The organism is Undibacterium sp. Ji49W, assembly GCF_049340205.1.
Classification (GTDB): Bacteria; Pseudomonadota; Gammaproteobacteria; order Burkholderiales; family Burkholderiaceae_D; genus Undibacterium.
On the sequence record NZ_JBMPOW010000002.1, the window covers coordinates 103,348 to 127,068 of the forward strand.

General features: G+C 55.0%; 19 protein-coding genes. 9 read left to right on the top strand and 10 right to left on the bottom strand.

From position 1 onward, the window contains the following. Window positions 1–177: 177 nt before the first annotated feature. The 4 genes from ACO0LK_RS02880 to ACO0LK_RS02895 form a co-directional block, all read right to left on the bottom strand. The gene (locus ACO0LK_RS02880; RefSeq protein ID WP_422971989.1) at window positions 178–711 is read right to left on the bottom strand and encodes a hemerythrin domain-containing protein; all 534 of its coding nucleotides are present in this window, start codon (window positions 709–711) and stop codon (window positions 178–180) included. A 233-nt stretch (window positions 712–944) separates the two neighbouring features. Further along, on the bottom strand, window positions 945–3,050 hold the full coding sequence (locus ACO0LK_RS02885) for a catalase (RefSeq protein ID WP_422971991.1): 2,106 nt from the start codon (window positions 3,048–3,050) through the stop codon (window positions 945–947). 281 nt (window positions 3,051–3,331) lie between these two features. Continuing rightward, the gene (locus tag ACO0LK_RS02890; protein ID WP_422971993.1) at window positions 3,332–3,850 is read right to left on the bottom strand and encodes a hypothetical protein; all 519 of its coding nucleotides are present in this window, start codon (window positions 3,848–3,850) and stop codon (window positions 3,332–3,334) included. A 66-nt stretch (window positions 3,851–3,916) separates the two neighbouring features. Continuing rightward, entirely contained in the window at window positions 3,917–4,333 is a 417-nt protein-coding gene (locus ACO0LK_RS02895; RefSeq protein WP_422971995.1) for a BON domain-containing protein, read from the bottom strand. Between the two features lie 421 nt (window positions 4,334–4,754). Between ACO0LK_RS02895 and ACO0LK_RS02900 the strand changes: the two genes are divergently transcribed. Both ACO0LK_RS02900 and ACO0LK_RS02905 read left to right on the top strand, forming a co-directional pair. Then, on the top strand, window positions 4,755–4,961 hold the full coding sequence (locus tag ACO0LK_RS02900) for a hypothetical protein (RefSeq protein ID WP_422971997.1): 207 nt from the start codon (window positions 4,755–4,757) through the stop codon (window positions 4,959–4,961). A gap of 280 nt (window positions 4,962–5,241) precedes the next feature. Further along, window positions 5,242–5,478 carry a hypothetical protein gene (locus ACO0LK_RS02905; RefSeq protein ID WP_422972468.1) on the top strand — a complete coding sequence of 79 codons (237 nt, stop codon included), beginning with the start codon at window positions 5,242–5,244 and terminating at the stop codon, window positions 5,476–5,478. 486 nt (window positions 5,479–5,964) lie between these two features. Here ACO0LK_RS02905 and ACO0LK_RS02910 read toward each other — a convergent pair whose 3' ends face one another. Further along, on the bottom strand, window positions 5,965–6,156 hold the full coding sequence (locus tag ACO0LK_RS02910; RefSeq protein ID WP_422971999.1) for a hypothetical protein: 192 nt from the start codon (window positions 6,154–6,156) through the stop codon (window positions 5,965–5,967). 231 nt (window positions 6,157–6,387) lie between these two features. Between ACO0LK_RS02910 and ACO0LK_RS02915 the strand changes: the two genes are divergently transcribed. From ACO0LK_RS02915 to ACO0LK_RS02940, 6 genes are all read left to right on the top strand, one after another. After that, the gene (locus ACO0LK_RS02915; RefSeq protein WP_422972001.1) at window positions 6,388–7,602 is read left to right on the top strand and encodes a serine hydrolase domain-containing protein; all 1,215 of its coding nucleotides are present in this window, start codon (window positions 6,388–6,390) and stop codon (window positions 7,600–7,602) included. A gap of 723 nt (window positions 7,603–8,325) precedes the next feature. After that, window positions 8,326–9,333: a ferritin-like domain-containing protein gene (locus tag ACO0LK_RS02920; protein WP_422972003.1), complete on the top strand. Its 1,008-nt coding sequence runs from the start codon at window positions 8,326–8,328 to the stop codon at window positions 9,331–9,333. A gap of 35 nt (window positions 9,334–9,368) precedes the next feature. Further along, window positions 9,369–11,264, top strand: a complete 1,896-nt coding sequence (locus ACO0LK_RS02925) for a hypothetical protein (protein ID WP_422972005.1) — start codon at window positions 9,369–9,371, stop codon at window positions 11,262–11,264. 117 nt (window positions 11,265–11,381) lie between these two features. Continuing rightward, window positions 11,382–11,561 (top strand): hypothetical protein, encoded by a 180-nt coding sequence (locus tag ACO0LK_RS02930; protein ID WP_422972007.1) that lies wholly within the window; start codon window positions 11,382–11,384, stop codon window positions 11,559–11,561. Continuing rightward, window positions 11,558–12,136 (top strand): LysR substrate-binding domain-containing protein, encoded by a 579-nt coding sequence (locus tag ACO0LK_RS02935; protein ID WP_422972009.1) that lies wholly within the window; start codon window positions 11,558–11,560, stop codon window positions 12,134–12,136. The genes ACO0LK_RS02930 and ACO0LK_RS02935 overlap by 4 nt, the downstream gene beginning before the upstream one ends. Before the next feature lie 204 nt (window positions 12,137–12,340). After that, window positions 12,341–12,898, top strand: a complete 558-nt coding sequence (locus tag ACO0LK_RS02940) for a hypothetical protein (protein WP_422972011.1) — start codon at window positions 12,341–12,343, stop codon at window positions 12,896–12,898. A 743-nt stretch (window positions 12,899–13,641) separates the two neighbouring features. Here ACO0LK_RS02940 and ACO0LK_RS02945 read toward each other — a convergent pair. The 5 genes from ACO0LK_RS02945 to ACO0LK_RS02965 all read right to left on the bottom strand — a co-directional run bounded on the left by ACO0LK_RS02945 (window position 13,642) and on the right by ACO0LK_RS02965 (window position 21,990). After that, window positions 13,642–16,524: an insulinase family protein gene (locus tag ACO0LK_RS02945; RefSeq protein ID WP_422972013.1), complete on the bottom strand. Its 2,883-nt coding sequence runs from the start codon at window positions 16,522–16,524 to the stop codon at window positions 13,642–13,644. A 19-nt stretch (window positions 16,525–16,543) separates the two neighbouring features. Then, the gene (locus ACO0LK_RS02950; protein WP_422972015.1) at window positions 16,544–17,422 is read right to left on the bottom strand and encodes a hypothetical protein; all 879 of its coding nucleotides are present in this window, start codon (window positions 17,420–17,422) and stop codon (window positions 16,544–16,546) included. Beyond that, window positions 17,423–17,752 carry a thioredoxin gene (gene trxA, locus ACO0LK_RS02955; protein WP_422972017.1) on the bottom strand — a complete coding sequence of 110 codons (330 nt, stop codon included), beginning with the start codon at window positions 17,750–17,752 and terminating at the stop codon, window positions 17,423–17,425. A 133-nt stretch (window positions 17,753–17,885) separates the two neighbouring features. Continuing rightward, the gene (locus tag ACO0LK_RS02960; protein ID WP_422972019.1) at window positions 17,886–19,598 is read right to left on the bottom strand and encodes an ABC transporter ATP-binding protein/permease; all 1,713 of its coding nucleotides are present in this window, start codon (window positions 19,596–19,598) and stop codon (window positions 17,886–17,888) included. Between the two features lie 16 nt (window positions 19,599–19,614). After that, a complete protein-coding gene (locus tag ACO0LK_RS02965; protein ID WP_422972021.1) occupies window positions 19,615–21,990 on the bottom strand; it encodes a TonB-dependent siderophore receptor in 2,376 nt (791 codons plus the stop codon). A 145-nt stretch (window positions 21,991–22,135) separates the two neighbouring features. On the opposite strand from ACO0LK_RS02965, the gene ACO0LK_RS02970 reads away from it, so the two are divergent. Beyond that, window positions 22,136–23,617: a PLP-dependent aminotransferase family protein gene (locus tag ACO0LK_RS02970; RefSeq protein ID WP_422972023.1), complete on the top strand. Its 1,482-nt coding sequence runs from the start codon at window positions 22,136–22,138 to the stop codon at window positions 23,615–23,617. Window positions 23,618–23,721 lie beyond the last annotated feature (104 nt).

Here is a 23,721-nt window from a genome sequence, read left to right on the forward strand (position 1 = left end):
CAATCACTCAGGCGGCATGTCATGTGACCGAAACAGTAATCACTGCATCTGAAAATTTTCCTGACTCGTTTCCAGATGGCAGGCCTACTGATGATGTCCTGGTCTCATACAAAAGACTTCAAAAACGCTGGACAGGAAAAAAGTTTTTTCATGTCCAGGGCTTTTGTATTGTTCCATTTATTGCAGGGACGGCAAATCAATTTCATTCTTGCGTTCCTGTATTGCTTCGCCCAGGGCAGTCAGATTCAATTTCGACTTTTTTGCTTTGGGAAACATTTCTGCTTCTTCTTCCTTTACATGGTGCTTTATTTGTTCTGATAAGACTTTGACTTTGGCGTCATAGAGATCATCACCAGGCTCCATGGCCAAGATCTGCGCAATCAAATCCTTGGCAGCAGCATGTTCTACAGTGGCTTCGTCCATCATGTCCCTGGTATCTTCACCGACCTTGCGCATGGCTGAATAAAAAATCTCTTCCTCGGCAATGGTGTGTTTGGTCAATTCCAGGCAAATCTGCCGGGCAATTTTCTTTTTGCTGACTAAAGCCTTATCGCCCAGGCTTTCGAATTTTCTGAATAAGGCTTTCACGTTTTTATGGTCCTGCTTGAGCAGGCTGACAGCATCTTGCGCTACCGTGCCTTTCGCCTTTTTTGCAATAACTTCAGGGAGTTTTACAGACTTGGCTTTTGCCGAAGGTGTCGCGGTGCGCATGGTGTATCCTTTATGTCATAAAAAAGAGAAAACGCAATTTGTCTGTCTATCCAGCCTGATTCAAGAAGATTACATATGAACTAAGCTGGACAGGGTCAGTCATCTTAAAACCTGTGCAATCAATCGTAGTAAGCGCTTGGAAGTAAATTCTTAGGAACAAGCCCTGCATCGAAGGCATGCAGAAGCGTCATCCAGCTTAGTATTTCCAAATTCTCTCTACGATACTTGCACGCTTACACTAATGGCCTTACCAATTTCTCGCGATTCCATTGTCGTGTTTTTGCTGCTGTCAGAAAGTCCTTCAATTTATCCGTCGATATCACAGCAACGTCTTTATTGATACAGGCTGCCTTCAATAAAATATCGCCACCCTTGTCGTAAGCAATTGCTTTCAAGTGACTATAGGCATCTCTGACAAAATCGATGCTTGTCATATCGTGCTCCAGTTTTTTTGCCGATTCGCTAGATAGAACAAGGGCGATTGCATCAAATATTACCGAAGGGCTTCCTGCCAGTTGCCCATCCACCTTGGTTTCTGTGCCATCGGACAGATGGATACCATTAATCCGGGGAGCAATAACTTTGTACTTCGCATCTGCACTGGTAACGGCAGCTTTGAGCTTTTCCAGGGCACTGGCGTCCGAGCCTTCGGCAATGAGAATGCCAACCACGCGACCTGCCAGCGTGTCCTTCATCTTGTCTATCAATTGCAGGGCCGGTGACGCCGGCAAGTCCTGTACCTCTACCAGCACAGGCGGTGCCACTGGCAACACTTTGATGCCAAGGCCAACAGCAACGCGTCGCGCCAGTTCTTCGTTGATATGCAGCATATGGCCGACCATTGCTTCGCTTATATGCGGATGCTCGACTTTTGATAACTCAAAGATAAGTGCTGCAATGATATGTGCTTGTTCGGTTTCGTTCTGGCTGGCGTAAAATTGACGAGCCTGGCTGTAGTGATCTGCAAAACTTTCTGGGCGTATCCGGCCTTTGTCACCAGCTACAGGTTCTGCCATGCTTTTAAAACCTTTCACCGGCTGTTCACGCGGCGCATCCTTGACCAACGAATTTGGCTCATACGCTACCCTGCCGGTAGCGTGCGCCATTTGCATATGCCCATCGCGCTGGTAATTGGCAAACGGGCACTTCGGTGCATTGACCGGAATCTGATGGAAATTGGCAGAACCCAGCCTGGACAGCTGCGTGTCGAGATAAGAAAATAAACGCCCCTGCAATAAAGGGTCATTGGAAAAATCAATACCAGGGACAATATGTGATGGGCAAAATGCGACTTGCTCAGTCTCGGCAAAGAAATTATCCGGCCACCTGTCAAGTACCATACGTCCAATGAAAGTCAGTGGTACCAACTCTTCAGGAATAAGCTTGGTTGCATCGAGATGATCAAACGGAAATTGATCTGCTTCTTCCTGGGTAAATAGCTGTACGGCCAACTCCCATTCAGGAAAATCACCCGAAGCGATGGCATCGAAAAAATCGCGCCTGTGAAAGTCAGGGTCAGCACCAGCAATTTTTACTGTTTCATCCCAGATGGTAGACTGCAACCCGGCCTTTGGGCGCCAGTGAAACTTCACGAAACTGGCATGACCATCTGCATTAATGAGGCGGTAAGAATGCACGCCAAAACCCTCTATCATGCGTAGTGACCTTGGCAGTGTGCGGTCCGACATGATCCACATTACCATGTGCATGGCTTCAGGCGTCAGTGAAATAAAGTCCCAGAACGTATCATGTGCCGTCGCTGCTTGCGGAAAACCGCGATCCGGTTCCATCTTTACCGCATGGACAAGATCGGGAAATTTGATGGCATCCTGGATAAAAAAGACAGGAATGTTATTGCCAACCAAGTCCCAATTGCCTTCCGATGTATAAAATTTAACCGCAAACCCGCGTACGTCTCTTGGCGTATCAACCGAGCCAGAGCCGCCGGCCACTGTAGATATACGGGTAAATACAGGGGTTTGACGGCCAGTTTCGATCAGGATTTTGGCGGTGGTATATTTTTCCAGCGAATGTGTCAGCTCAAAGTATCCATGTGCCCCAGTTCCACGTGCATGTACTACACGTTCCGGAATACGTTCATGATCAAAATGGGTAATTTTCTCTCTTAAGATAAAGTCTTCCAGCAAAGTCGGGCCTCTGACGCTGGCTTTCAGAGAATTTTGATCATCGGCAATGACCACACCTTGATTTGTCGTCAGTTCCGGATGATTTTTCCCGGCAGTCTGATGTAGTTCGCCACCGTTACCAGTCAATGTAGTGGTGCGGCTTTTTGTTTGCTTTATTTCAGTATTGACTATTGTCGTATCAGTTTTGGACATGGCAGGCATTCTACAAAGGATCAGTTTGGACACGATCAAAGTTAAACATGGATCAGATCGACGTTTAATTTGGCTTAACTGACGATAGACCAAAATCTCGTCATTCTTTGTTCGGAAACGAACGCTCAGATCAGGCCGACAATAAAAATTACTTTTTATTTTCAAAGAGTGTTTGAAATTTTTTGTGTTTCATATTCAAGAATAAAAAAAACGGACTGCGTTATACAGTCCGTTTCTGCGATGCAAGCAGGCTTTTATTTCAAAAAAATTCCTGAAAAAGCTTAAGACACACTTGCCTCGGACGTTGAGTTGATGTCTTCTGCACCGGCTTTTTTGTAAATGTCTTTTGCAATTTCAGCCTGATCAGAATTATCGGTATGCACGGAGATCAGCACATTGCCACCGCGAATTTTTCCGTCATACAATTTTGCTTCGTATTCAGGAATCCCCATACCCACCAGGCCACCAATAATGCCGCCAGCGGCCCCAACCAATGCTGCACCACTCAATGCAGCCATGATAGGACCGGCAGCAATGAAAGGACCGACGCCAGGGATTGCCAATGTGCCTATGCCTGTCAGCCAACCCAGTATGGCACCGACACCCATGCCAGCAACTCCGCCAGTGGCAGCACCTTCAGGTAATTTGGTGTTTTGCTCATGTGCAAAATCCCGTGTACCAGTCTGATCAGGTAACAAGACCGAGATGTCAGCGCTTGAAAAGCCTGACACCTTCAGCCTGTCGACGATAGTTTCTGCTTGAACACGATTTGTTGCGATACAGTAGATTGCGGTTTTCATATAATTTCCTTGAGTGAATTAAGTTGCATGCCTTACTTATCGGTGTTGCCTGCTTTCTTGCCCGCTTCAGTTGTTTTTTACGTCCAGTGAATTATTAATGGAACTCACGCCTTTGACAGCCTGGACAATTTTTTCAACCTTCGATTTTTCGTCCGCGGTTTTTACCGGCCCCCGCAAAGTGACGGCACCTGCATCCACCATAATTTTGATGTTATGAGCCATCACCGACAGCGATTTTTCCTGCACTACTGAACGCCGGACCGCGGCAAGAAGACTCCTGTCTTCTGGTGTATTGAATTGATCTTCTGGCGTTTTATTCCCGGCATACTTGTCCCGGTTATTGATTGCCGTATTATCGACGTTAGACGCACTTTTCCCCTCTTTAACAACGGGGGGAACCGGATCGGCCGCAAAACCTGTGCATGGCAATATAGTGGCGCACAGCAATGCGGCGGTGCCTATGTGATTAACTATTCGTCCCATTCATCCCTCCTGATTAAGTCCGTTGTGGACAAGTGGCGCCAGATTAAGACAATTAATCTACCGACATCTGTGCGGTAGACCACACGCAATGACAGGCCGAGATATCACCAAGCTTATTTCATCTTAGAAATAGCCTGTATCCGTGTTGCTTCAGTATGGTGTATAGGAGCTTTGGAATTTTTTACTCTGAAACAATATTGAATAAACAGAGAATTCTGTATAAATTGCATAAAGCTGACTGGTAAGATTTTTCCTACATATATGCTCGCTATTGTCTGGTATTGCATGTACGACATTCTGGTTACCATGTCAGCTCTACTGCAAAGCAGCGACCATCATTCGCCAGCATATTCGTCGGCATTTCTGGTAGCGATGCGGCAGAGAAAGTACAGCGCCACCCTATCTTTTCAGAGGAGTCATCATGAGGATTTTTTTCGGTTTCCCTTTTTCAAGCAATAATCAAAAACTTTCTGAACTCAAGGAGCAAAAAGTTGATCCTGGCATTGCAGCGACAGACATGGGCTGCGCTAAAAAACCGAAAAACTTGATTCCCGCAAAGCAGCATATGCATTTGAAGAAAATGGAAGAACATCGCCGGAATTTACGAACCATGTATTTTTCCAGCTAAATGATGACTCCATGCAAAGCCTGGCTGGGGACGCCTGGTCAGGAGCACCGGGTCATCTAATTGTGCAACAGTCTCTTTGCAACAATCTCTAGTATTCAAAAGAGTGAAATAATCAAGACGAAAAAAGTCATAAAAGATTCAAACAATCCAATCTACAGTTCAAGTGCTGATTTTAAGGATGAACTGGATCAACTGATCAGCCGGCTGCCATCCATGTCCGAATTTCTGCCGATAACAATTGCAAATTACCTGAGATGATTTGCACCAGATTATCGAAATCATGGGCTATACCATCCGTCAATTTACCGATTGTCTCCATCTTCAGCGCGTGCTGCAATGCCTGCTTGATTTTTTTCAATGCGACTACAGCTTCATATTTTTAGGCAATGTCCCTGGTAATCTTGGCATAGCCGACAAACTCACTGAAAGCAGTATAAATAGGATCAATCACGACGTGGGCGCGAAATTGGTTGCCATCCCTCCTGACACGCCAGCCTTCGGTCTCGTAACACCTTAAGTTTCAGCAATCTACAGTACGAGCGCAGGCACACCCGCCCGCTGGTCTTGAGGTATATGGAATTGGGAAAAATATTGACCTATGATTTCTTCCGAGGTGTAGCCATTGAATTTCTACGCACCGGCATTCCAGATCACCACCCGGCCATTGATATCAAGCTTGTATATCGCGTAATCAGTGATCGCATTAACCAATAGCTGAAAACGCCGTAGGTCAATCGGGTTTTTATCGTCTGGAAAATGAAGTCAGTTCATGAGAAAAATCTCTGGATTTACGTGTTCCATTCTTGAGCTTATATAAGTCCATCCTCATCAGATTCGTCCAAGCGATTGCAGTCGCTGGCTCATCAAACAATACTTTAGCGGTACGATTAAGCATAGGCAAAAAACGTCTTTTCCAACTGCCCTCCTTCAGTTGATCTCGATAACGACACATAAGTTGCTCGAGATGGCCTTCACGCTCATAGTATGTACGAAGAGTTTTTTCCTATCCATTGGTCTCTTTCCCAACGAACATGATGCGAATTCGCGCATTTAAATATTCATTATGAATTGAAATCAGGAGTGGAGAAGATAATCCATCCAGGTGATTATTATTATCAAAAGAAGGCTGATAACGATGCAATATGGATTCGTAAAATTTGTTTAGGCTTGCCTGCAATAATTCACGTTCACTCATCTTCTTACTTTCAAACTTGTATCAGCGGTCTATGAAATCAGGAAGTGGGCGCGAACACAATCACATGCCTGGATTTTTCTGAAACAGGTAGCGAAAATGATTAATGAAAAATAGTTATTGATCCGCTTGTTTCAACATCATATTCATATAAAATCCGCAATAAAATCCACTAAATGGTAACAGAGTTTTTACCAGCATCGTTTTCGATACTGGCAATAAATAGGGGAGCGAATGCGTACCATCCATATATTTCCAGCCATACTGAGTTTACTTCTTTCATCGTATGTAGCCGGGCAAACCAATGTGCCTGCAACACCTGAAATAGCCGTGGAAAAAACTGTTCCGGTCAACACTGTTACTACTGTTACTACTGTTACTACTGTTACTACTGTTAACAGTTCGGGTTCGCTCAAAGACAAACTACAGGCCATGTTCAACACAGCCTGTAGCAGAGACGAATTTTCTGGTGCCTACCTTGTCGCCAAGGGCAATCAGATCATCAGCGAGGCAGCATGCGGTGAAGCCAGCAAGCGCTATCATGTCGCCAATACTATCGATACACGATTCAACGTTGCCTCGGTCGGTAAAATGTTTACCGCCGTTGGCATAGGCCAGCTCGCAGAAGCAGGGCGTTTGTCGTATCGCGACCCAGTGAGCAAATACCTGGATGCAAGCTGGCTGGCACCAGCCGTTGCGAAGAAAATTACGGTAGGCCAGTTACTGTCCCACACATCAGGTCTGGGGGATATTTTTAATCCCCAATTTCTTAACGGCCCTTACATGCAATTGGCGACACTCAAAGACCTGGATGGCTATAAGACATTTACGCGTGATGCCGCTCCCGTTTTTGAACCAGGCAGCAATTATTTTTACAGCAATATAGGCATGCTTTTGCTGGGAGTAATCATAGAAAAGGTATCCGGGCAAAGTTACTATGACTATGTGCGCCAGCATGTGTTTTTACCCGCAGGTATGAACAGCACCGATAACTATGTCAGAGACGAGGGGACAGAAAACCTTGCTACCGGCTATATGGACAAAAAAGACAGAACAGCAGGCAAAAAAGAAAATACCTTCCTGATGTTATTGCGCGGCGCCCCTTACGGTGCCGGCTATTCAACCGTGCATGACCTGTTGCGCTTTGCGCAGGCACTGCAAATGGACAAGCTGCTAAAACCAGCAACGCGTAAGCTGTTTTGGCAAGACCACACCGCTGGCCGTGCAGACAAGGGTAGCTATGGGTATGGTTTTGAATTGGGTACCGGCACACTGGGCAAAGTCGCAGGTCATAGCGGACAAATGCCAGGCGTTTATAGCAAGCTGGATATGTATCTGGACAAGGCTTATACGGTCGTTGTGCTGTCCAACTATGACCCTGGCCTCTTGCCTTTGGCGGAGCGTATTGCCATGGTGCTGGAGAGTTTGCCGGAACCAGTCTCGCAGTAAACTGGTTCACCTTGCATGGCATATATAAGTATGGTCGCGCCCCGGAGGCACGTCGCCACTTGCCGCATCAAAGCAGAAAATGTTGAAGACAATTCGTGCGCGGTACACCTGGGTTACTGCTATTCAGGGATGTGTGATTTTTTGCCGATAAAAGTATTGTACCGATTGAGATACGCAGTATTTGTCGGCATGAATGAAATCTTCCGGCGAAGTGTCGCTTAGAACGTAGATGCCCACTACGCATTGCCGATTTTGTCGACAGCACCGTAAATAGTACGGGCAGCGGCGCACGGGCCCATCACCTGCGCCGTCATTGGCACCATCAGCAAGCACTTACTCCGCTCGCCCCCAGACACAACGTTCCAGAGGCATGTTGACACCCTTGTTATTTTAAGTCGATTGCAATCCCCCTCCAGCCTGCTTCGCCTCAAATGTTGCTTAATGCATCATTAATGTAAATTTAGCAAAATAATGCTGGTATTTATATTATCATATAGTAAATTCATTATATTAATTTCTACTGCCTGTCTGCCGCTTGTCTACCGCCTTTATAAGTGGTGGCAGACGGCTAGCAGGCAGGCAAAAACTGGCCTTATGGTCAGCCTGCTTTTTACTCCACCCTTTTCACCCGCGACACCAACTTGCCAGCTATAGGAGAAGCGCCATGAACACCTCATTGATTCTTGCCAGCCCCCGGCAGCCACACCCCAGCAGGGGGCAAGCATGATACGCCTGCAACTCAATCCCATTGCCAGTGTTGCCGATGCCCAGGCCATGCTGCAAACCGCCATCAATGTTGAGTTTGGCACCCTGCCGCCCTACCTGTATGCTCAGCTCAGCATACTGCCTGGCAGCAATGCCCCGGCCATGGCCCGCTTGCAAACCATTACCCATCAGGAAATGATCCACCTCTGCCTGGGTGCAAACATTCTCAATGCCCTTGGCGGCAGTCCCAAGCTGGTGGCACCGGTTTATCCTGGCCCCCTGCCTGGCGACATCGGCTTTGACGGCAAAGTGCTAACCCTGCACCTGCTGCCTTTTGGCAAGTTCGCCATGAAACAAGGCATGGACATAGAAATGCCGGTCGATCCGATCGACTTCCCACAACTCAAAATGACCACCTTGACTGCCACCAAGGCTGTCACCATAGGCCAGTTCTATGAAGCCCTCGATGCCTACCTGAAATCGCTGCCCGCCACCGCCTGGCAGATCAACCGCAACCAGATCAGCGACGCCCAGTTTTTCCCTGGCCAGATCTTTGCCGTCAACAACTATGCCGATGCACACCGCGCCATTCAGGTCATCGTCTCCGAAGGTGAAGCCACCAGCACCAGCCCGCTCGATTTCAGTAACGAACTCGCGCACTTCTACCGCTTTGAAGAAATCTACCGCAACCAGGTGCTCACCAGCATCCCAGGCAAACCCGGCTTTGCCTGGGGCGAGCCGCTAGGCGTTGACTTTGCCAAATCCTATCCCGCCGTTGCCGACCCGCAATTGCTCGACTACAGCAAGCAGCCAGAAGCCGCCCGCGCCGCCCAGCAAGCCTGCACCGTCGCCTACACCGCCATGGTCGACAGCCTGAACCTGGCTTTGAACGGCGATGCCGCCCAACTCGGCATTGCCGTGCGTCGCATGTTTGACCTGCGCATGGCCGCCATCCACGTCCTGCAGACACCGCTGGCCGACAAGAGCAAAGTGGCCGGCCCGGCCTTCATCTACCACGCTGCCTGAACACGGCACACTGCAACGATCACGGGAGAAACAGCATGAGCATTCTGCAATTACCACGCATCCACTTCAAGGGACAAATGTCCTGGGACCCCATCGTCACCAACAACTACCCCAAGTTCTATGATGAAGACAATGCACAAACCGTCTTGACACCAACCGAAAGCATGAAGCAGTTCCGCCAGGCCGCCATCGAAGCGGCCAAGGGTGGCAACTGGAACCCGGACGGCACCCACCGCGCCGCCTTCTTTGAGACCAGCGTCACCGCCGTTGATCTCGGCCATGGCGCGGTCACTACCGACAAACTATGCGGCGCACCGGCTCTGCTCAACGCCATGCTGGTTGACCTGGAACCGTATGGCGCCTGCACCTCACAATTGTTCTTTGACACGCTGCGCTTTGGCATAGACGGCGGCTGCCGCATTGTTGCCCCCCGCAATGAACGCTTCACCGCCCGCTACATCAACTTTGGCCGCAACTCATTCGGCTTTACTGCTGGCGGCGCCTCCGTCAACTGGCAAACTACCTTCGCCACCGCTGGCCTCACCATCAACAGCCACGGCAGCGATGCCCTGCACGCCCTACAGCAAGCCCTGTATGAACCCGATGCACTCGGCCTGGTCGTCAGTTTTAATGCCTACCGCACCATCTATTTTGATGATCCCACGCTGCAAAATGGCGTCCCCATACCGGTACAAAAACAACGCGACCTGCTCTACAAAAAATTGATAGCCGGTGGCTTCCAGCCCAATCCCGCCCGCAGCCTCATCGTCGGCACCATCGGCGTCTGGCGCAAAGGCGAAGCCGCGCACGAACCAAGTGACCGCGCCCTGCTGCCCGATGCCAATGCCAAAGCCTTTGTCGCCACCGCCCACGCCCGCATAGACCGTGGCCATGTCAACCTTGACCTCTCCAACAGCATCAGCGAAACCGGCGCTGCCCTCATCAAACAAGACCTTGGCACCCTGCAAGTGGTGGCCGTCGATGCTGCCAGCAAAAAAGAATACCAGCTGGCCAGCTTCAACTACCCACAATATGACCACCACGCCTATGAAGCCAGCGCCGGCATCGTCAGCGTGCCTCTCAATCCAGCCTTAAGCGCCGCCGACCTGGCCCATGCCGAACTGGCTGACTGGCAATTACGCAGCAGCAAAGAAGGCTTGCTGCTGAGTGAATCGGCAACCCGCATCATCCCGCAAAGCCCCAACCTCTATCTTGACCAGGGCCCGGCTGGCAACACCAAAATGCAAGTCTACCTGCATGGCAAACCCCTGCACAAAATCAGCGACATCACCGTCTATCAAACCGATGCTGCTGGCCAAACCATCACTGGCACGCAAGAGCTCAAAACCAATGCCCAGGGTCAGCTCGTCATCAGCGCCAACGCCAGCGCTGGCCAGGTGTATGCCTACCTTCCCCTGATTGGCAAAAACTTGCCTCCGCCCGACCTGAGCAACGGCATCGACACCCAGACCTACACCTATGCCTATGTGCGCGTACTGCCCGCCGACAGTGCCACCGCCGCCCTTCCCCCAACCTGGGACAATGTGTATAAAAACGTCCTCATCAACTGGAATGCCATGGCCCCCTGCATGGACAACTGGCTAGACCTGGCCAACCCCGTGCAAGTCCACAACTACGCCAGCATCCTGCACCGTCTGACCGACCCCAAAGCCTTTGAAAGCTACCTCTTCATGCCCGTCACCCGCGACATGACAGTCGGCCAGCGCAGCCTGCTCAACAACTTCCTCAAACAAGCCCTGCCCCACCCAGTCGAACTGGCAGAAAAAATCGCCCTTCCCACTTTGGCCGCCGCAGCTCCAGCACCGGCAGCGACGCCAGTCAGCGACAGCATCGCGCCCCAGCAACAGCCAACCGGCAAGCCCAATTTTGCCGAGCTAAGCCGCAGCCTGCGCAATGTCGATCATGAATAGGGAGACGTGAAGCAGAAAGAAGTGAAATAGAGAGAAGTAGCGCAGGCAGCACCAAGGCAGGGCGCAGGCTTTTGTTCAAGAACCTGCGCCTTCATCTTCACAGACGAATACAGGGAATTGGCAAGCATCTATATCGATCTCGGCCCTGATGCAGCACTGGCACAACAGGTAGCAACCCAATTGATGGCACACGATGCGTTGGGAGCGCATGCCAGAGATGAATCAGGTATTACCGACATGTTACCAGCAAGCGCATCTTCCGCATTGCAGGCAATGACAACAGCATCACCATCATGATGATGGCCGTGGTCAAACAACTTGATTTGCTTGGCGGCCCGGATTTGAAACTGGCCATCGTACCACATGATCTTGATCGTATCGTCGGCCAGATGGAACGTGGTGAAATTGACTTGTTGGCCGGTGGTGCCCGCTTTGCGCCAGAAGCTCTGCGGGTGCGGCAAATCACGCGTATGCATCACAGACTGGGACAACGCAAGGGGCATCCGCGTGGCACTGGCCCACTGACATTAAAACAGTATTGCGCCCTGCGTCACGTGATGGTCTCTAACGAAGGCGGCTTTCGCGGCTTCATGGACAACCTGCTGGAGGCGCGTGGCCTGAAGCGTGAAGTGGCAATCTCGGTATCACAATACAGCCTGGTGCCAACCATCGTGACCGCCACCGACTTCGTCTGCACCATGCCAGAAGATTTCCTGTCCGCCCACGCCGACCGTCTCGACAGCTTTGACCTGCCACTGGGAGCAGGACAGTTCGACCTGTCAGTGGCATGGCATCCGCGCAGTAATAATGATCCTGGACACCGGTGGTTACTGGAGCAGTTGGGAGCGGAGATTGGTACTGGGGTGGATTAGGGATGATTGCTGAACACCCTGACAGAACAGATGAACAAAGAAAAATACAAGTTTGTTCAGTTATCTAGACCATCCGTAGATGCAAAGGTCAACGATATTGCGAGTTTTCAAGTCGCTGATTTTTACATGCTCTATTGCAGCCTTCCATGGTAAATTGGCATTTTTAGACTTATCACATTAATCTATTGCTACTGTATAGATATTATGCATAGCTTCTACTTTCCGTCTTGTAAAATTGAGGGAGACATCGAACCGCCAGTTCCATTTAATCATATGGGAAGAGTGGGTGCTGTTCCAAACAAGTGCGGCTCGTGCAATCATCTGTTTGAAGGCGGCTGTACGCGATACATTGATTTGGTAAATAAATATCTCCATTTAGACTATGGGCCTTGCAAAATTGATGGCCCAACTGATCCGGTTGTATATGAAGATGAATTTATTGAGGGTAAGGTCGAAGTCCCTAGAAAATGCAGCAAGTGCTACTTTTTAAAATTCGACAGAATTTACGGCTTCATTTGCACCCATGAGGAAGGAAAATGGGGCAAATATTACAGAGGGCTTGATTGGGGAGCCTGGGAGCCAGAATCAATCTATCTGCAATTACCTCTACCTAAAGTAACAACGAAAATCTTATCAAAGTATGTAATGCAAAATGACCTGATTGGCTTCATTAAAGAGTACAGAAAATGTAATCCTAGTCTATCCATCGCCGAGGCAAAAAAAGATTTTACATATTTAAAAAATATACTTCTTAAAAACTAAAACGACTTTAATGCGCCGGTTACGCTTCGCTACACGTATAGTTTCAGTTGTAGTTTTTCCTCACGTAGCACTTATTGTAATCACGCAGCAACAGTCGAGGTACCAATCAAAGAGTCCATTCTCTTGGCATAGCATATGCATTGCGTACGGACTCAAGGTCATTTGCATTTTTCTCAATGCCGAATTCATACTTCTTTCAGAACGATGAAAAAACCCACTCCTCATAGAGGCAGTGGGTTCTCGTTGAAGTTCTAAAAACCCAGTTCTTAAAACGGTTATACCTACCAAAAAATGTAAACAACAAAATTTCCTCTATGAAAAAAAATGGCTTTTGATATTTACACCTAATTTTTGTAAACAAAAATACTCAAGTAAGCATACTTGTTTACATTTTCAGAGTGGATTTACGAATTGAAAGAGCAAAGAATGAAAACTTCTTTTGCTTAGAACTATCCGAGAGACAACGTCAATTGTCAAATTGACTGCTTGCTTGACAGAACTGAAATTTTTGGGGGATGTGTTACTGGATACATCGTGCCGATGGTCGGCAATGAAATATTATCACAGGCCACAAGAAATTCAATCACATCTTTGTTACAACATGGAATTAGGTCCTCAAAAACAAAAAGCGAGCACACTTTCCTACACCGGACGCTCGCTCACAATCAACTCACCAAGCGGTGGAACAGTCAGAAAAAAAACGACCTCCGAAGAGGCCGTCGTGCAAAACGGGCTGCGACCCGTCAGTTTGGCGGCAGGAACGCGGGCTCGCCCTTGCCATAAGCGAGCAGATCAAGCACCTGCAGCCCGGCCAAGTCCTGCTCGATGTTGCCGACCGACGCCGCGCGGCTCGGCATCTCGTCCTTGAGCCAACGCTTCACCGCGGCCTTGACGTCTCCGATCGTGCATCCGAGTACGCCCGAACGGAATTGCCGGCGCACCGTCAGGTCGATGTCGCACAGGTGCAGCGCCCAGGCAGTGAGCACCGCGTCGAAAGGCGACGCCGGATGGTCGAGCTTCTTGAGCACCGTAATGATCGCCTCTTCCAGTTGCTCTTCCGTGAAAGCCATATCGGCCGTCAGGTCGAGCGCTGTCGCAAAGTCGGCATAGGTGCCGGCCAGGCGCGGATCGCTAAAGGAGCTCATCGTGAACGTGCCTGCTCCTTCCATGTAAGTGGCAAAGCCGCCGTAGGCACCGCCGCGTTCGCGCACGGCCGGGTGCAGCATTTGCGCAGTCAGCAGTTGGGCCGCCACCGCCAACGCCGGCGCGTCGAAATGGCGCTGGCCGGGTGCCGCCCACGCGATATAGCAGTGGTTGACCTGGTTCGGGGCGTACAGGGCCAGGCCGGCCGGCGCAGCCACGGGTGCCGGGAGCGCTCGCGTGGCAGTGCGATGCGCTGCGAACCCGTCAAACAGGCTGGAAAGCGCCCGCGCGTCGTCGCCGGAACCGGCGCACAGCAGCGTTTTTGGGCATTCCATCATTCGCGCATGCAGGTCGGCCAGGCTATCCCTGACCTGGCGCAGGCCATCCGGCGTAGCGACCAGCGCCTGTAGGCCGGTGAGGAACGGGACGAAGGGTGAGCCTTCCGTTGCGTATTCGAACGCACGCAGCGGCGATACGGGGGCGGTCGCGGCCAGGCGTGCGTAGCGGTCACCACCCTGGGCAAGTCCGTCGAAATGCTGGCGCGCCATCTGGTCAACGAGGAAGCGGATGCGTTCGTCTTCATCGAAGCGAGGTCGGTTGACGTAGGCGTCGAGCATCTCCGCGATCTGCGCGTGCTCCTCGCGCAGCGCGCTGGCGAAGAAGTTCATGGAAACGCGCAGCCCGGTAGCAGTATTCTGCACCGCGTTGACCCCAATGGCGTGGTGGGCAACGCGGGAGCGGCGCCACGCGGCAGCCTCTTCGAAGTCCATGTCCGCAACACCGAGGTCTTCGCGCAGACTCGCATATAACGGCAGCCAAGCCCAGTCGGCCTCTGGCAACGCGCTTACGTCGACCTGGACTCGGGCATAAGAAATGCCGTTTGAGGGGATCGAAAATACATACTTTCCATCTGCTGTAGCGCCGGTATCTGGTAGTGCGAGGGGCTCGACACTCACGTCACCCGGGCGGATGCGTGGTAGCACGGATGAATCGCTCGATTGGCGCTGAAGAGCATCGAGCGCGGCGTTGTCGGTGGCGATCCGTTCCAGGTCGACTGACGCCAGCGTGGCCTGGGCGGAATCGAGTCTCGCGCGTTCAGTTGCGGCGCGTTGCTTGAAATAGTCCGGGTCCGGCAGAACGTCTGCGTCCAGCCGCGCCGGGTTGTCCAGCAGGTTACGCACGAGGCCCCGGAAGAAGCCGGGGTCGGCGACGTCGCGGCGCAGCTGTTCCAGGATCGCCGTGCTGTCGAACGCATCGACGACGTCGCCACCGCGCATTGCGACGGGCAGGGCAGCGAGCATCCGCGACAGGATATTGGGCATCTGGCCGCCCGATGTATCGCGCTGACCGTACGTGATGTCTCGTAAGGCGGCCCGCAGCGTTTCCTCCGGCACACCGGTATCGGCGATACGTTCCAGCGCGGCCCAGAGCAGGGTACGGGCCTGAGCCATTTGCGACTTCTTGAGGCCTTCCATGCCGACGTGGAACAGCATCTGGCGCGCGTCCGGGCTCATGCCGTTGATGCGGGCCGGTCGGCCATAGCCGGCCGATTCCATGGCCTTACGCAGCGGTGCCGAGGCGTCGCCCATCAGCCCGGCCTGGAGCAGGTCCGCATGGTAGTACACGGTCGGATCGGCAGACTCGCCAAGGATCCACGCAATCTGTACCCCGTGGTCGTTCTCTCCGGCCTGCGACGGGATGGTGATGTGAGCCTTGCGCGGCGCGTCGACCGTGGCCAGTTGCGGCATTCGGCGCGGCGCGCTGCCGGTACGTTCCGCCAGCACGCGCTGGGCGATGCGGCGCTGCACGTCGGCCGCAGCGATCGGCCCGGACGACATGAAGACGGCCTGCGACGGGTGGTAGTGCGTCGAGTGGAAGTCCTTCAGCATGTCGTGCGTCAGCGCCGGGATGGCGAGCGGATCGCCGCCGTACTCGACTTCGTACGTCGTGCCCTCGAGCAAATGCCCGGTCAGGCCGCGGTACAGTGCACGCATCGGGTCAGCGAACGCTCCCTTCATTTCGTTGAAGACGACGCCCTGGTAAGCCAGCTTGCCGTCCTCCAGCGTGTAACGCCAGCCTTCCTGCAGGAAGTTAAGGTAATCGAGCTGGGGGAAGAAGGTGGCGTCCAGATACACATCGAGCAGGTTGAAGAAGTCGTTGCAGTCCGTGGTCGCGAACGGATACGCGGTGCGGTCCGCGTACGTCATCGCGTTCATGAAGCTGGCCGTCGAGCGACGCATCATCGAGAAGAACGGATCGCGCACAGGATAGTGGCGCGAGCCGCACAACGCGAGATGTTCGAGGATGTGCGCGCGGCCGTCGTTCGTCTGCGGGACAGTCGGAAAGCCGACGAGGAACGTCAGGTCCCCGCGCTCCGTGACCAGGTGGATGTGGCGCGCACCGGATGAGGGCTCGACGTATTCCTCAACCGTCGCGCGCAGTGCCGGAATCTCGTGGGTTCGGAGTTTTTCAAATGTGGTCATAGGATGGTGAAGTAGGTGCTCAGGTGCGTTTCAGTTGTGCGATCAGGACATCGGCGGCACGGCGGTTTGCGTAGGCGTAGGCGTCACGGTCAAGTTGCATTTTCCATTTGACCTTGGTCGCGACGTCCGGATGGTGCTCTTCGAGTAGCGAGAACACGGTAATACCCTGTTCCTGCAACTCGGGCGTGGCGGCCAGGTGCGTGTCCCACATCAGTTTGAGATGGGCGCGGATATCTTTGTCGTGCTCGGCCGTGAAGCCGGATTCCGCATCGGCCTTGTGTCCGGCGGCCTTGCTGTAGACGCGCAGGGTGTCGAACACGACCGCCTTTGACGTCGTCGGATCCCAAACCGCAGTCTCGACGCATGTCGCCAGGCTTTTCAGCAATTCCGACTCTAACGTATCGGTCAACGCCGTCGCGGCGCGGCGCAAGGGACGCCACTCGGCCGGCGCCGGGCGCTCGCCTTCAAGCACCCTACGTTGCAGGCCCTGTACCTGTTCGGACAGGTGTTTCAGTTCGGCCGGAATTTCCGTCAGCTTGCCGATGAATTCATGGGCATCGGCCAGGACACTCATGACCACGGCGCTGCCCACCCGCGACACGTCCGACCCGGGACGGACGGCGCTCAGGAGGTCGATACCGAACGCCAGCGCGGCGTCGACAGATTCCTGCGCGGCGGCGACGCCATCGGCGGTCGTTGCCAGCCATTGCGGCAGACCGAGCGTTTGCTCCCATTGAGTCAGGTCGTCGCTTTCAAGGATGCAGCCGACCAAGCTGCCCTTGTCGCCGTTCCACTTGAGTGGTCCCGGGTCCAAGCGCTGGTCCGCGGCATTGCGGCGCAGACGCTCGATGGCCGCGTCACGTAGGGCCGGGTTGGATTGATAGGCGTTCAGACTCATTCAGGCCTCCAGTTTGTCGTTGAGCAGGGCCGCAAGCCGTGTTTTGGATTGGGTGCCGAGCAGGCGGGCGCATTCGACGCCGTTCAAGAACAGCAGTAGGGACGGCAGACCGCGCACGGCGAGCCGTTCGCTGAGCTCGCGGTTCTCGTCCGCATTGACCTTGACGATGCGCACTTCGGGATATTCGTCGGCGAGGTCGGCGAGGATGGGGGCGAGCGCCTTGCATGGGCCGCACCAGTCGGCCCAGAAGTCGACCAGCACGAGTCCGGGGACCGCGAGAACGTCGGTGTCGAAAGACGCATCGGTGGTGTTGAGGATGGACGAAGTCATATTTGTTTCCTATTTAGATTGCGAGAAGCCAGCACACCCAGATTAACAGTCATGTCACGGAGTACACCCAGGAGCAACAGCAAATTTTTGTCAGACGGTACCGCAGGTAATTTCAGTACAGTTATGCGAGCCGTCAGGAGGTGGGTGCGGCATCGCTCACAGTGCCAACGTCGAGCACATGGTCGTGGAAACGAGCCAGATCCTGCCGGTGCGCGACGCTGACGATCGCCGCATGCGGCAGCGACTCGACGAGGGCCGTGTAGAGGCGGGTCTCCAACTCGGGATCGAGCGCGCTGGTCGCCTCGTCGAGGAAGACGAAGTCCGGCACATGCAGCAGGATACGCGCGAACGCAACCCGTTGCTGTTCGCCGCCCGACAACTGATGCTGCCAGTTGTCGTAGGCGGCAAGGTCCTTGATCCGTTGGTCGAGCCCACATTGCGCGAGCACCCGGCGGCAGCTATCGTCGTCGAAATCCTCGGCCGCGCACGGGTAGCACAGCGCCTGCTTGAACGGCCCCGTCGGCAGGTAGCTGCGCTGCGGAACGAACATCACCGCCGCGCCTTCGGGGAGCTTCACGTCGCCGGCGCCGTATGGCCACAGGCCTGCTAGCACGCGCAGCAGGGTACTCTTGCCGACGCCGGACGGGCCGCGCACGATCCAGCGCTCGCCCGGCGCGATGCGCAGTGGGCCAAGGCGCGTCAGCGTGCGCCGCATCGGATCGAGCAGCGTCAGCGGGCCGGTAGCCAGCACCGGCACCGGCTGGTGCGTCAAGGCAAAGCCGCTCTGGCGCAGGCGCGCCTTGTGAATAGCCCACTCCAGGTCGCGCAGGCGGTTGGCGAGGGCGATCCATTCGGCGGCCGCCTGGTACGACTGGCTGAAAAAGCTCAGCGTATTGCTGAGCATGCTGAACGCGCCGGCAATGCTGACCACGCCGCCCAGCGTGATCTGGCCGGTCAGGTACAGCGGCAGCGCGGCAATGGTTGGCAGGCCGGTGAACAGATGAATGTACACGGACGAGGTCAGCATAACCTTGGTGCGCCGGACGATCAGCGAGGCCGTATTGTGTTGGACCCGGGCGAACAGACCGGTCAGGCGGCGCCGCTCCGTCTCGGCGCCGCCGTAGAAGGCGATCTGTTCCGCGTTTTCCCGGATCTGCATGGCACCGTATCGGAAGTCCGCTTCCACGGTCTGCTTTTCCATGTTCAGGCCGACGAGCCGCTTGCCAACCCAATGCGTCAGCGTCAGGCTGCCGATGTTGTAGGCGTAGGCGATGAAGACCAGCATGCCAGGAATGGCGAACGTCGTGCCGGCGATCTCGAACCGCACCACGCGCGACATGCCCCACAGCAGTGCGGTATAGCTGACCATGCTGACGACCATGCTCAGGAAATTGAAGAACAGGGCGAGCGATTGCATCGTAAACAAGCGGACATCTTCCGCGATCCGCTGGTCGGCGTTTGACAGCATGCCTTCCCGTTCGATGTCGTAGAAGGCATGCGCCGCCAGCCATTCTCGCTGGAGCTTCTCTGTCATCCACGTGCGCCAGCGGAGCTCGAGGAAGTTCTGTACCGCCAAGCTGGCGACCGACACCGTGCCGATGCACAGTCCGGCGACGATAGAGGCCGCCAGCACCGGCCAGATATTGTCCCATTTCATGGTCAGCAGGGCATCCGTCACCTCGCCCAACAACTGGTTGGCCCAGATGGAGAGCGACGCGCCACCAAAGATACTGGCCAGCATGAAGGCGAGCATGGCGTAGACTTTCCAGCTTCCCGTCTGTCGCCAGTAGCTGAACGCCAGGGTGGAAAGACTGGGTCTGAGTGGTGTGTGCAGCGTTTTATGCATCGTTCGTGCCCTGTTATTACTGGAAGCTGCGCTTGACCGTCAGTGCGTACACGCGGCTGGTCACGACCGGGATGTACGAATTGCCGGTCGTTGTGCTGTACAGCAGGCGGTTGAACACGTTCTTCACACCCACCGTCGCGCTCCAGGGCCCCGTCGTATAGTAAACGCTGGCGTCTACTTGGGCGCCGCCTGGCACGGTGAACGGCTGGTACACCGATCCGAGGCTGCTGCTGTTCCCCGAGATGCCCGCGCCGACCCCGAGGCCCTTCAGTTCGGCCCGCTGGAATTTGTACACGACCCACAGGTTTGCCTTATGCTTCGGCTGCGCGGCGAACTGCACCGTGGCGTCGCCCACGTCCTTGACCTGCGTGTAGGTGTAGTTGAAGATCGCTTCCAGCCCGGGCAGTAGCCGGCCTTGCGCATCGATTTCCGCGCCCTGGGTACGCTGCCCCTTGCGCGGGTTGTAGCAATCATTGACGCGGTCGTAGAGCAGCGAGTTCGATTGCTGCAGTGAGAATGCACTCGTCGTGAGGGTGAATTTGCTGTCAAACAGGTCAAACTTTGCGCCGATTTCGCGGTTGCGGGTCTGCACGGGCGGCACGAAACCGCCGCCGCACGCCAGGGTCGTACCCGGCTGAAAGCCCTCTGCGTAACTGGCGTACAGCGACGTCTCGTCATTGAGCTGGTACACCAAGCCTGCACCCGGGGATGTGTGATAGGTCGTCCTAGCCGGATCCTCGGACGTGAAATTTTCCGGCGTGGCGTAGAAGGTGGTCGTGATCCCGGGCGTGCTGTAGCGGGTACGCCGCAAGTTGACCAGCAGGTTCCACTTCTCGTAAGTCATCAAGTCCTGCACGTAGATGCCGCGCTGGCGCTGGCTCAGGGGGCTAGTAAAGGTCAGCGTGGTTGCACGGTCGCGCAGATCCTGGAAGTTGTATGGCGTCGACGAATACACCGGGACACTCACGGCATCGCCGGAATACTGCGTTAGGCCCTGCTCGTCGTTCGTATGGTTGAAACCGACCGAGAGCTTGTGGCGCACCTCGCCCGTCGGGAAGGTGAGCCGCATGTAGTGGTCGCCGCTGAGCGTGTCCTCCGGCCGCAGCGTCCGCGACGCGTAGAACAGCATGTCGGGTTTCGGCGAGTCCGACAGAGCGCCCTTCTCGTACGCAAGGCCGTCCGCCGACGAGATGTGCAGGTCGAAATCCTGGTGGGTGCTTTGCAGGCGGCTGACCAGCACGAGTTCGTCGCTGAACTTGTGTTCCAACTGGTAGCCGAAGCGCCGCACTTTGACGTCGACGCCGTCGGCGGGATTGCCCAGCAGCCGGTTCGGCACGGGCAGGATCACGCCATCGCGGCGCGCAAACGTGTAGCGTTCCAGCGGGCTCTTGTCGTTCGAGTAATCGGCACTGACGATGAAGTCGGTCTTGCCATCCTTCCAGCGCAGCGCTTGCAAGATCGACCTGCTCTTCTTGCCGTCCATGCCAACCTGGGTGTGACTCACGTCCTGTATGCTGCCGACCGTCCGGTACGTGAACCGCTCGTCGTCGCCGATTTTGCCCGACAGGTCAGCCCCGACTGTCTTGTCGCCGAACGACCCGTATTGCACGGTCAGGTCGCGGATCATGTTCGCCTGTGGCTTTTTGACAACGATGCTCACCGCGCCGCCCAGCGAATCGCCGCCCGACAAGATCGCCTGCGGTCCCTTCAGCACCTCGACGCGCTCCACGGCGAACACACTTCGATAAACGGCGCTGTTGTCGGTAATGCCGTTCGAGTATGAGCTCGCGGTGAAACCGCGCACGCCAAACGTCGTGTTGCTCTGCGGCGACTTGGCGATGTTCATGCCGCTGACGTTGCGCAGTGCCTCGGTCAGGTCCGTCGCCTGCTGCGATTCCAGCACCTTGCTCGTGATGAGGGTGACCGAGCCCGGCACCATGTGCAGGCTCGTGCCGCTGCGCGTGGAGGTATCCGAGCGGTCCGCCTTGAACTCCGTCTCTGCCTGGTCACGCCGCGCCACCACCTCGACCGTCGCACCCGGCGTGACGCCGAGGGTGCCGACGCCGTCGTCTTGCAGAACGTAGCGCGTGCCGGCCAGTGCCTGGACGACGGCCGCAGCGGCGCTCAAGTTGCCGTTCACCGCTTTGGCGCGCCCCTTGGCCAGGTCGGCGCGATCGAAGTCGATGCGGCGGCCACTGATTTTTTCGATCGCTTCGAGCGTCTGCACGAGCGGGCCCGCTTTCAGGTCGTAATCATGCAACGAAGTTACGTTGTCGGCGGCCGGAGCCTGCTGGGCCTGGACGCCGGACGGCGCGCTCAAGGCGAAGATGCCGGCGAGCGCGCCGGGAAGAATCACCTGGCGTAGGGCTAAACGTGAATTCTTGCGATGCATGATGGACACCCTTTATAATGGAAGTTAGTATCATCAATATATTCCGTCATACTCCTGTAACAACAGTACAGTATTAGCGCATATCCTTCTTTTCGTACTGACGAATTCATCATGTAGGAATTCGCGCCGCTTGCCAGGAGACCTCATGTCCCGCGGACGTCCCGTTCATCGCCCCGCAGTCACGTTCAACAAGGAAGCGATCACCTCGGCGGCCGGAGGCTGCAAACGTACGTCGCTGGTGGACCGCATCTTCGACCGCATCGTTGCCGAGATACAGTCGGGCCGGTTGGCTCCGGCCAAGCGCATACACTCGGTACGCCAGCTGGCCGACGAGTGCGAAGTGAGCAGGGACACTGTCGCGCGCGCGTACGACAAGTTGGTCGCGCACGGGCACCTGGAGTCGCGCGCCGGGTCGGGATTCTTCGTTCGGGCGCAGCGCAGGCCAGTGCAGGCGCCCATCGAGACCGGAGCGCTGCCGACGCTGCCTGCCTGGTGGCGTTTCCAACTAGTGCAGCCTGCAGGAAATCTCTCCAGCATGCCGGGTCTCGGCTTGTTGCCCTCCGACTGGCTGGACGAGAACGGCCTTGCCAAGGCCATGCGCTCCGTGGCGCGGGGCAGCATGCGCAGCCTCACGGGCTACGGCGACACGTTGGGCTATCTGCCGTTGCGCCAGCAGTTGCAGGCTAAGCTGCGCGACCTGCACATCGATGCGCCAGTGGCGCGCATCATGGTCACGACCGGTGCCACGCATGCGCTGCACCTGATCGTCCTGGCTTGGCTGAGGACACCCGGTGAGCATGTGCTGGTCGAAGACCCTTGTTCCTTCCTGCTGCGCGACCGCCTGTTGGCCTCCGGCCTGGAAATGTTACGGGTCCCGCGCGAAGCCGACGGTCCGAACCTCGATGCCCTGCGTGACTACTGCACGCGGCATCGCCCGAGGTTCTTCTTCTGCAATTCGGTACTGCACAACCCGACGTCCAGCCACATCTCGCCGCATAAGGCGTTCCAGATCCTGCGCCTGGCGGAAGAATTCGACCTGATCATCGTCGAGGACGACACGTACTGCGACCTGATGCCGCCCGGCGCCACGGTCCCCGCGACCCGGCTCGCGAGCTTGGATCAGCTGCAGCGCGTCATCTACATCGGCAGTTTTTCGAAAACGATCGCACCCGGTCTGCGAGTCGGTTACATGTGCGCGAACGCGAAGATCCTGGATTGGCTGCAGGTGTACCGGACCGTCAGCGAGATCGCGGCGCAGTCGATCGGCGAGCGCGTGATCTACCAGTTGCTGTCGCAGGGCGGCTACCGCCATCATTGCGCGCAGCTGCGCAGCCGGCTCGACGAGTGCCGGCAGCCGGTCATCGATGCACTGGGTGCGCTCGGCTGCACCGTGGACCTCGATACCAGCGCGGGCATGTACGTGTGGGCGACGCTGCCGCACGATCTCGACGCCATGCCGTTGGCCGACGAGCTGTTGAAACAGGGCCACCTGCTGGCGCCTGGCGTCCTGTTTTCGCTTGAAAGACATGCCGCGTCGAAGATGCGCTTCAACGTCAGTCGTACGCTAGCCAGTCCGGCGTTACCGGCGCTGGAACGTCTGATCAAAGCAAGGGCCAGTGCAGCATAAGAATCGATAGATCCACCCGTTGGAGCATAGCCCAACGGATGAACGGAACTACCGACAACAACACACTAACGGATCAACACTCTGGACCGTTTTTACTACCTTTT

Bases quoted from the DNA above. Each gene is read 5' to 3' on its own strand.
- ACO0LK_RS02950 (WP_422972015.1), bottom strand. From the start codon at position 17,422: ATGAGTCTGAACGCCTATCAATCCAACCCGGCCCTACGTGACGCGGCC.
- ACO0LK_RS02915 (WP_422972001.1), top strand. From the start codon at position 6,388: ATGCGTACCATCCATATATTTCCAGCCATACTGAGTTTACTTCTTTCA.
- ACO0LK_RS02905 (WP_422972468.1), top strand. From the start codon at position 5,242: ATGGGCTATACCATCCGTCAATTTACCGATTGTCTCCATCTTCAGCGC.
- ACO0LK_RS02965 (WP_422972021.1), bottom strand. From the start codon at position 21,990: ATGCATCGCAAGAATTCACGTTTAGCCCTACGCCAGGTGATTCTTCCC.
- ACO0LK_RS02945 (WP_422972013.1), bottom strand. From the start codon at position 16,524: ATGACCACATTTGAAAAACTCCGAACCCACGAGATTCCGGCACTGCGC.
- ACO0LK_RS02880 (WP_422971989.1), bottom strand. From the start codon at position 711: ATGCGCACCGCGACACCTTCGGCAAAAGCCAAGTCTGTAAAACTCCCT.
- ACO0LK_RS02960 (WP_422972019.1), bottom strand. From the start codon at position 19,598: ATGCATAAAACGCTGCACACACCACTCAGACCCAGTCTTTCCACCCTG.
- ACO0LK_RS02895 (WP_422971995.1), bottom strand. From the start codon at position 4,333: ATGGGACGAATAGTTAATCACATAGGCACCGCCGCATTGCTGTGCGCC.
- ACO0LK_RS02970 (WP_422972023.1), top strand. From the start codon at position 22,136: ATGTCCCGCGGACGTCCCGTTCATCGCCCCGCAGTCACGTTCAACAAG.
- ACO0LK_RS02935 (WP_422972009.1), top strand. From the start codon at position 11,558: ATGATGATGGCCGTGGTCAAACAACTTGATTTGCTTGGCGGCCCGGAT.
- ACO0LK_RS02890 (WP_422971993.1), bottom strand. From the start codon at position 3,850: ATGAAAACCGCAATCTACTGTATCGCAACAAATCGTGTTCAAGCAGAA.
- ACO0LK_RS02900 (WP_422971997.1), top strand. From the start codon at position 4,755: ATGAGGATTTTTTTCGGTTTCCCTTTTTCAAGCAATAATCAAAAACTT.
- trxA (WP_422972017.1), bottom strand. From the start codon at position 17,752: ATGACTTCGTCCATCCTCAACACCACCGATGCGTCTTTCGACACCGAC.
- ACO0LK_RS02920 (WP_422972003.1), top strand. From the start codon at position 8,326: ATGATACGCCTGCAACTCAATCCCATTGCCAGTGTTGCCGATGCCCAG.
- ACO0LK_RS02940 (WP_422972011.1), top strand. From the start codon at position 12,341: ATGCATAGCTTCTACTTTCCGTCTTGTAAAATTGAGGGAGACATCGAA.
- ACO0LK_RS02925 (WP_422972005.1), top strand. From the start codon at position 9,369: ATGAGCATTCTGCAATTACCACGCATCCACTTCAAGGGACAAATGTCC.
- ACO0LK_RS02885 (WP_422971991.1), bottom strand. From the start codon at position 3,050: ATGTCCAAAACTGATACGACAATAGTCAATACTGAAATAAAGCAAACA.
- ACO0LK_RS02910 (WP_422971999.1), bottom strand. From the start codon at position 6,156: ATGAGTGAACGTGAATTATTGCAGGCAAGCCTAAACAAATTTTACGAA.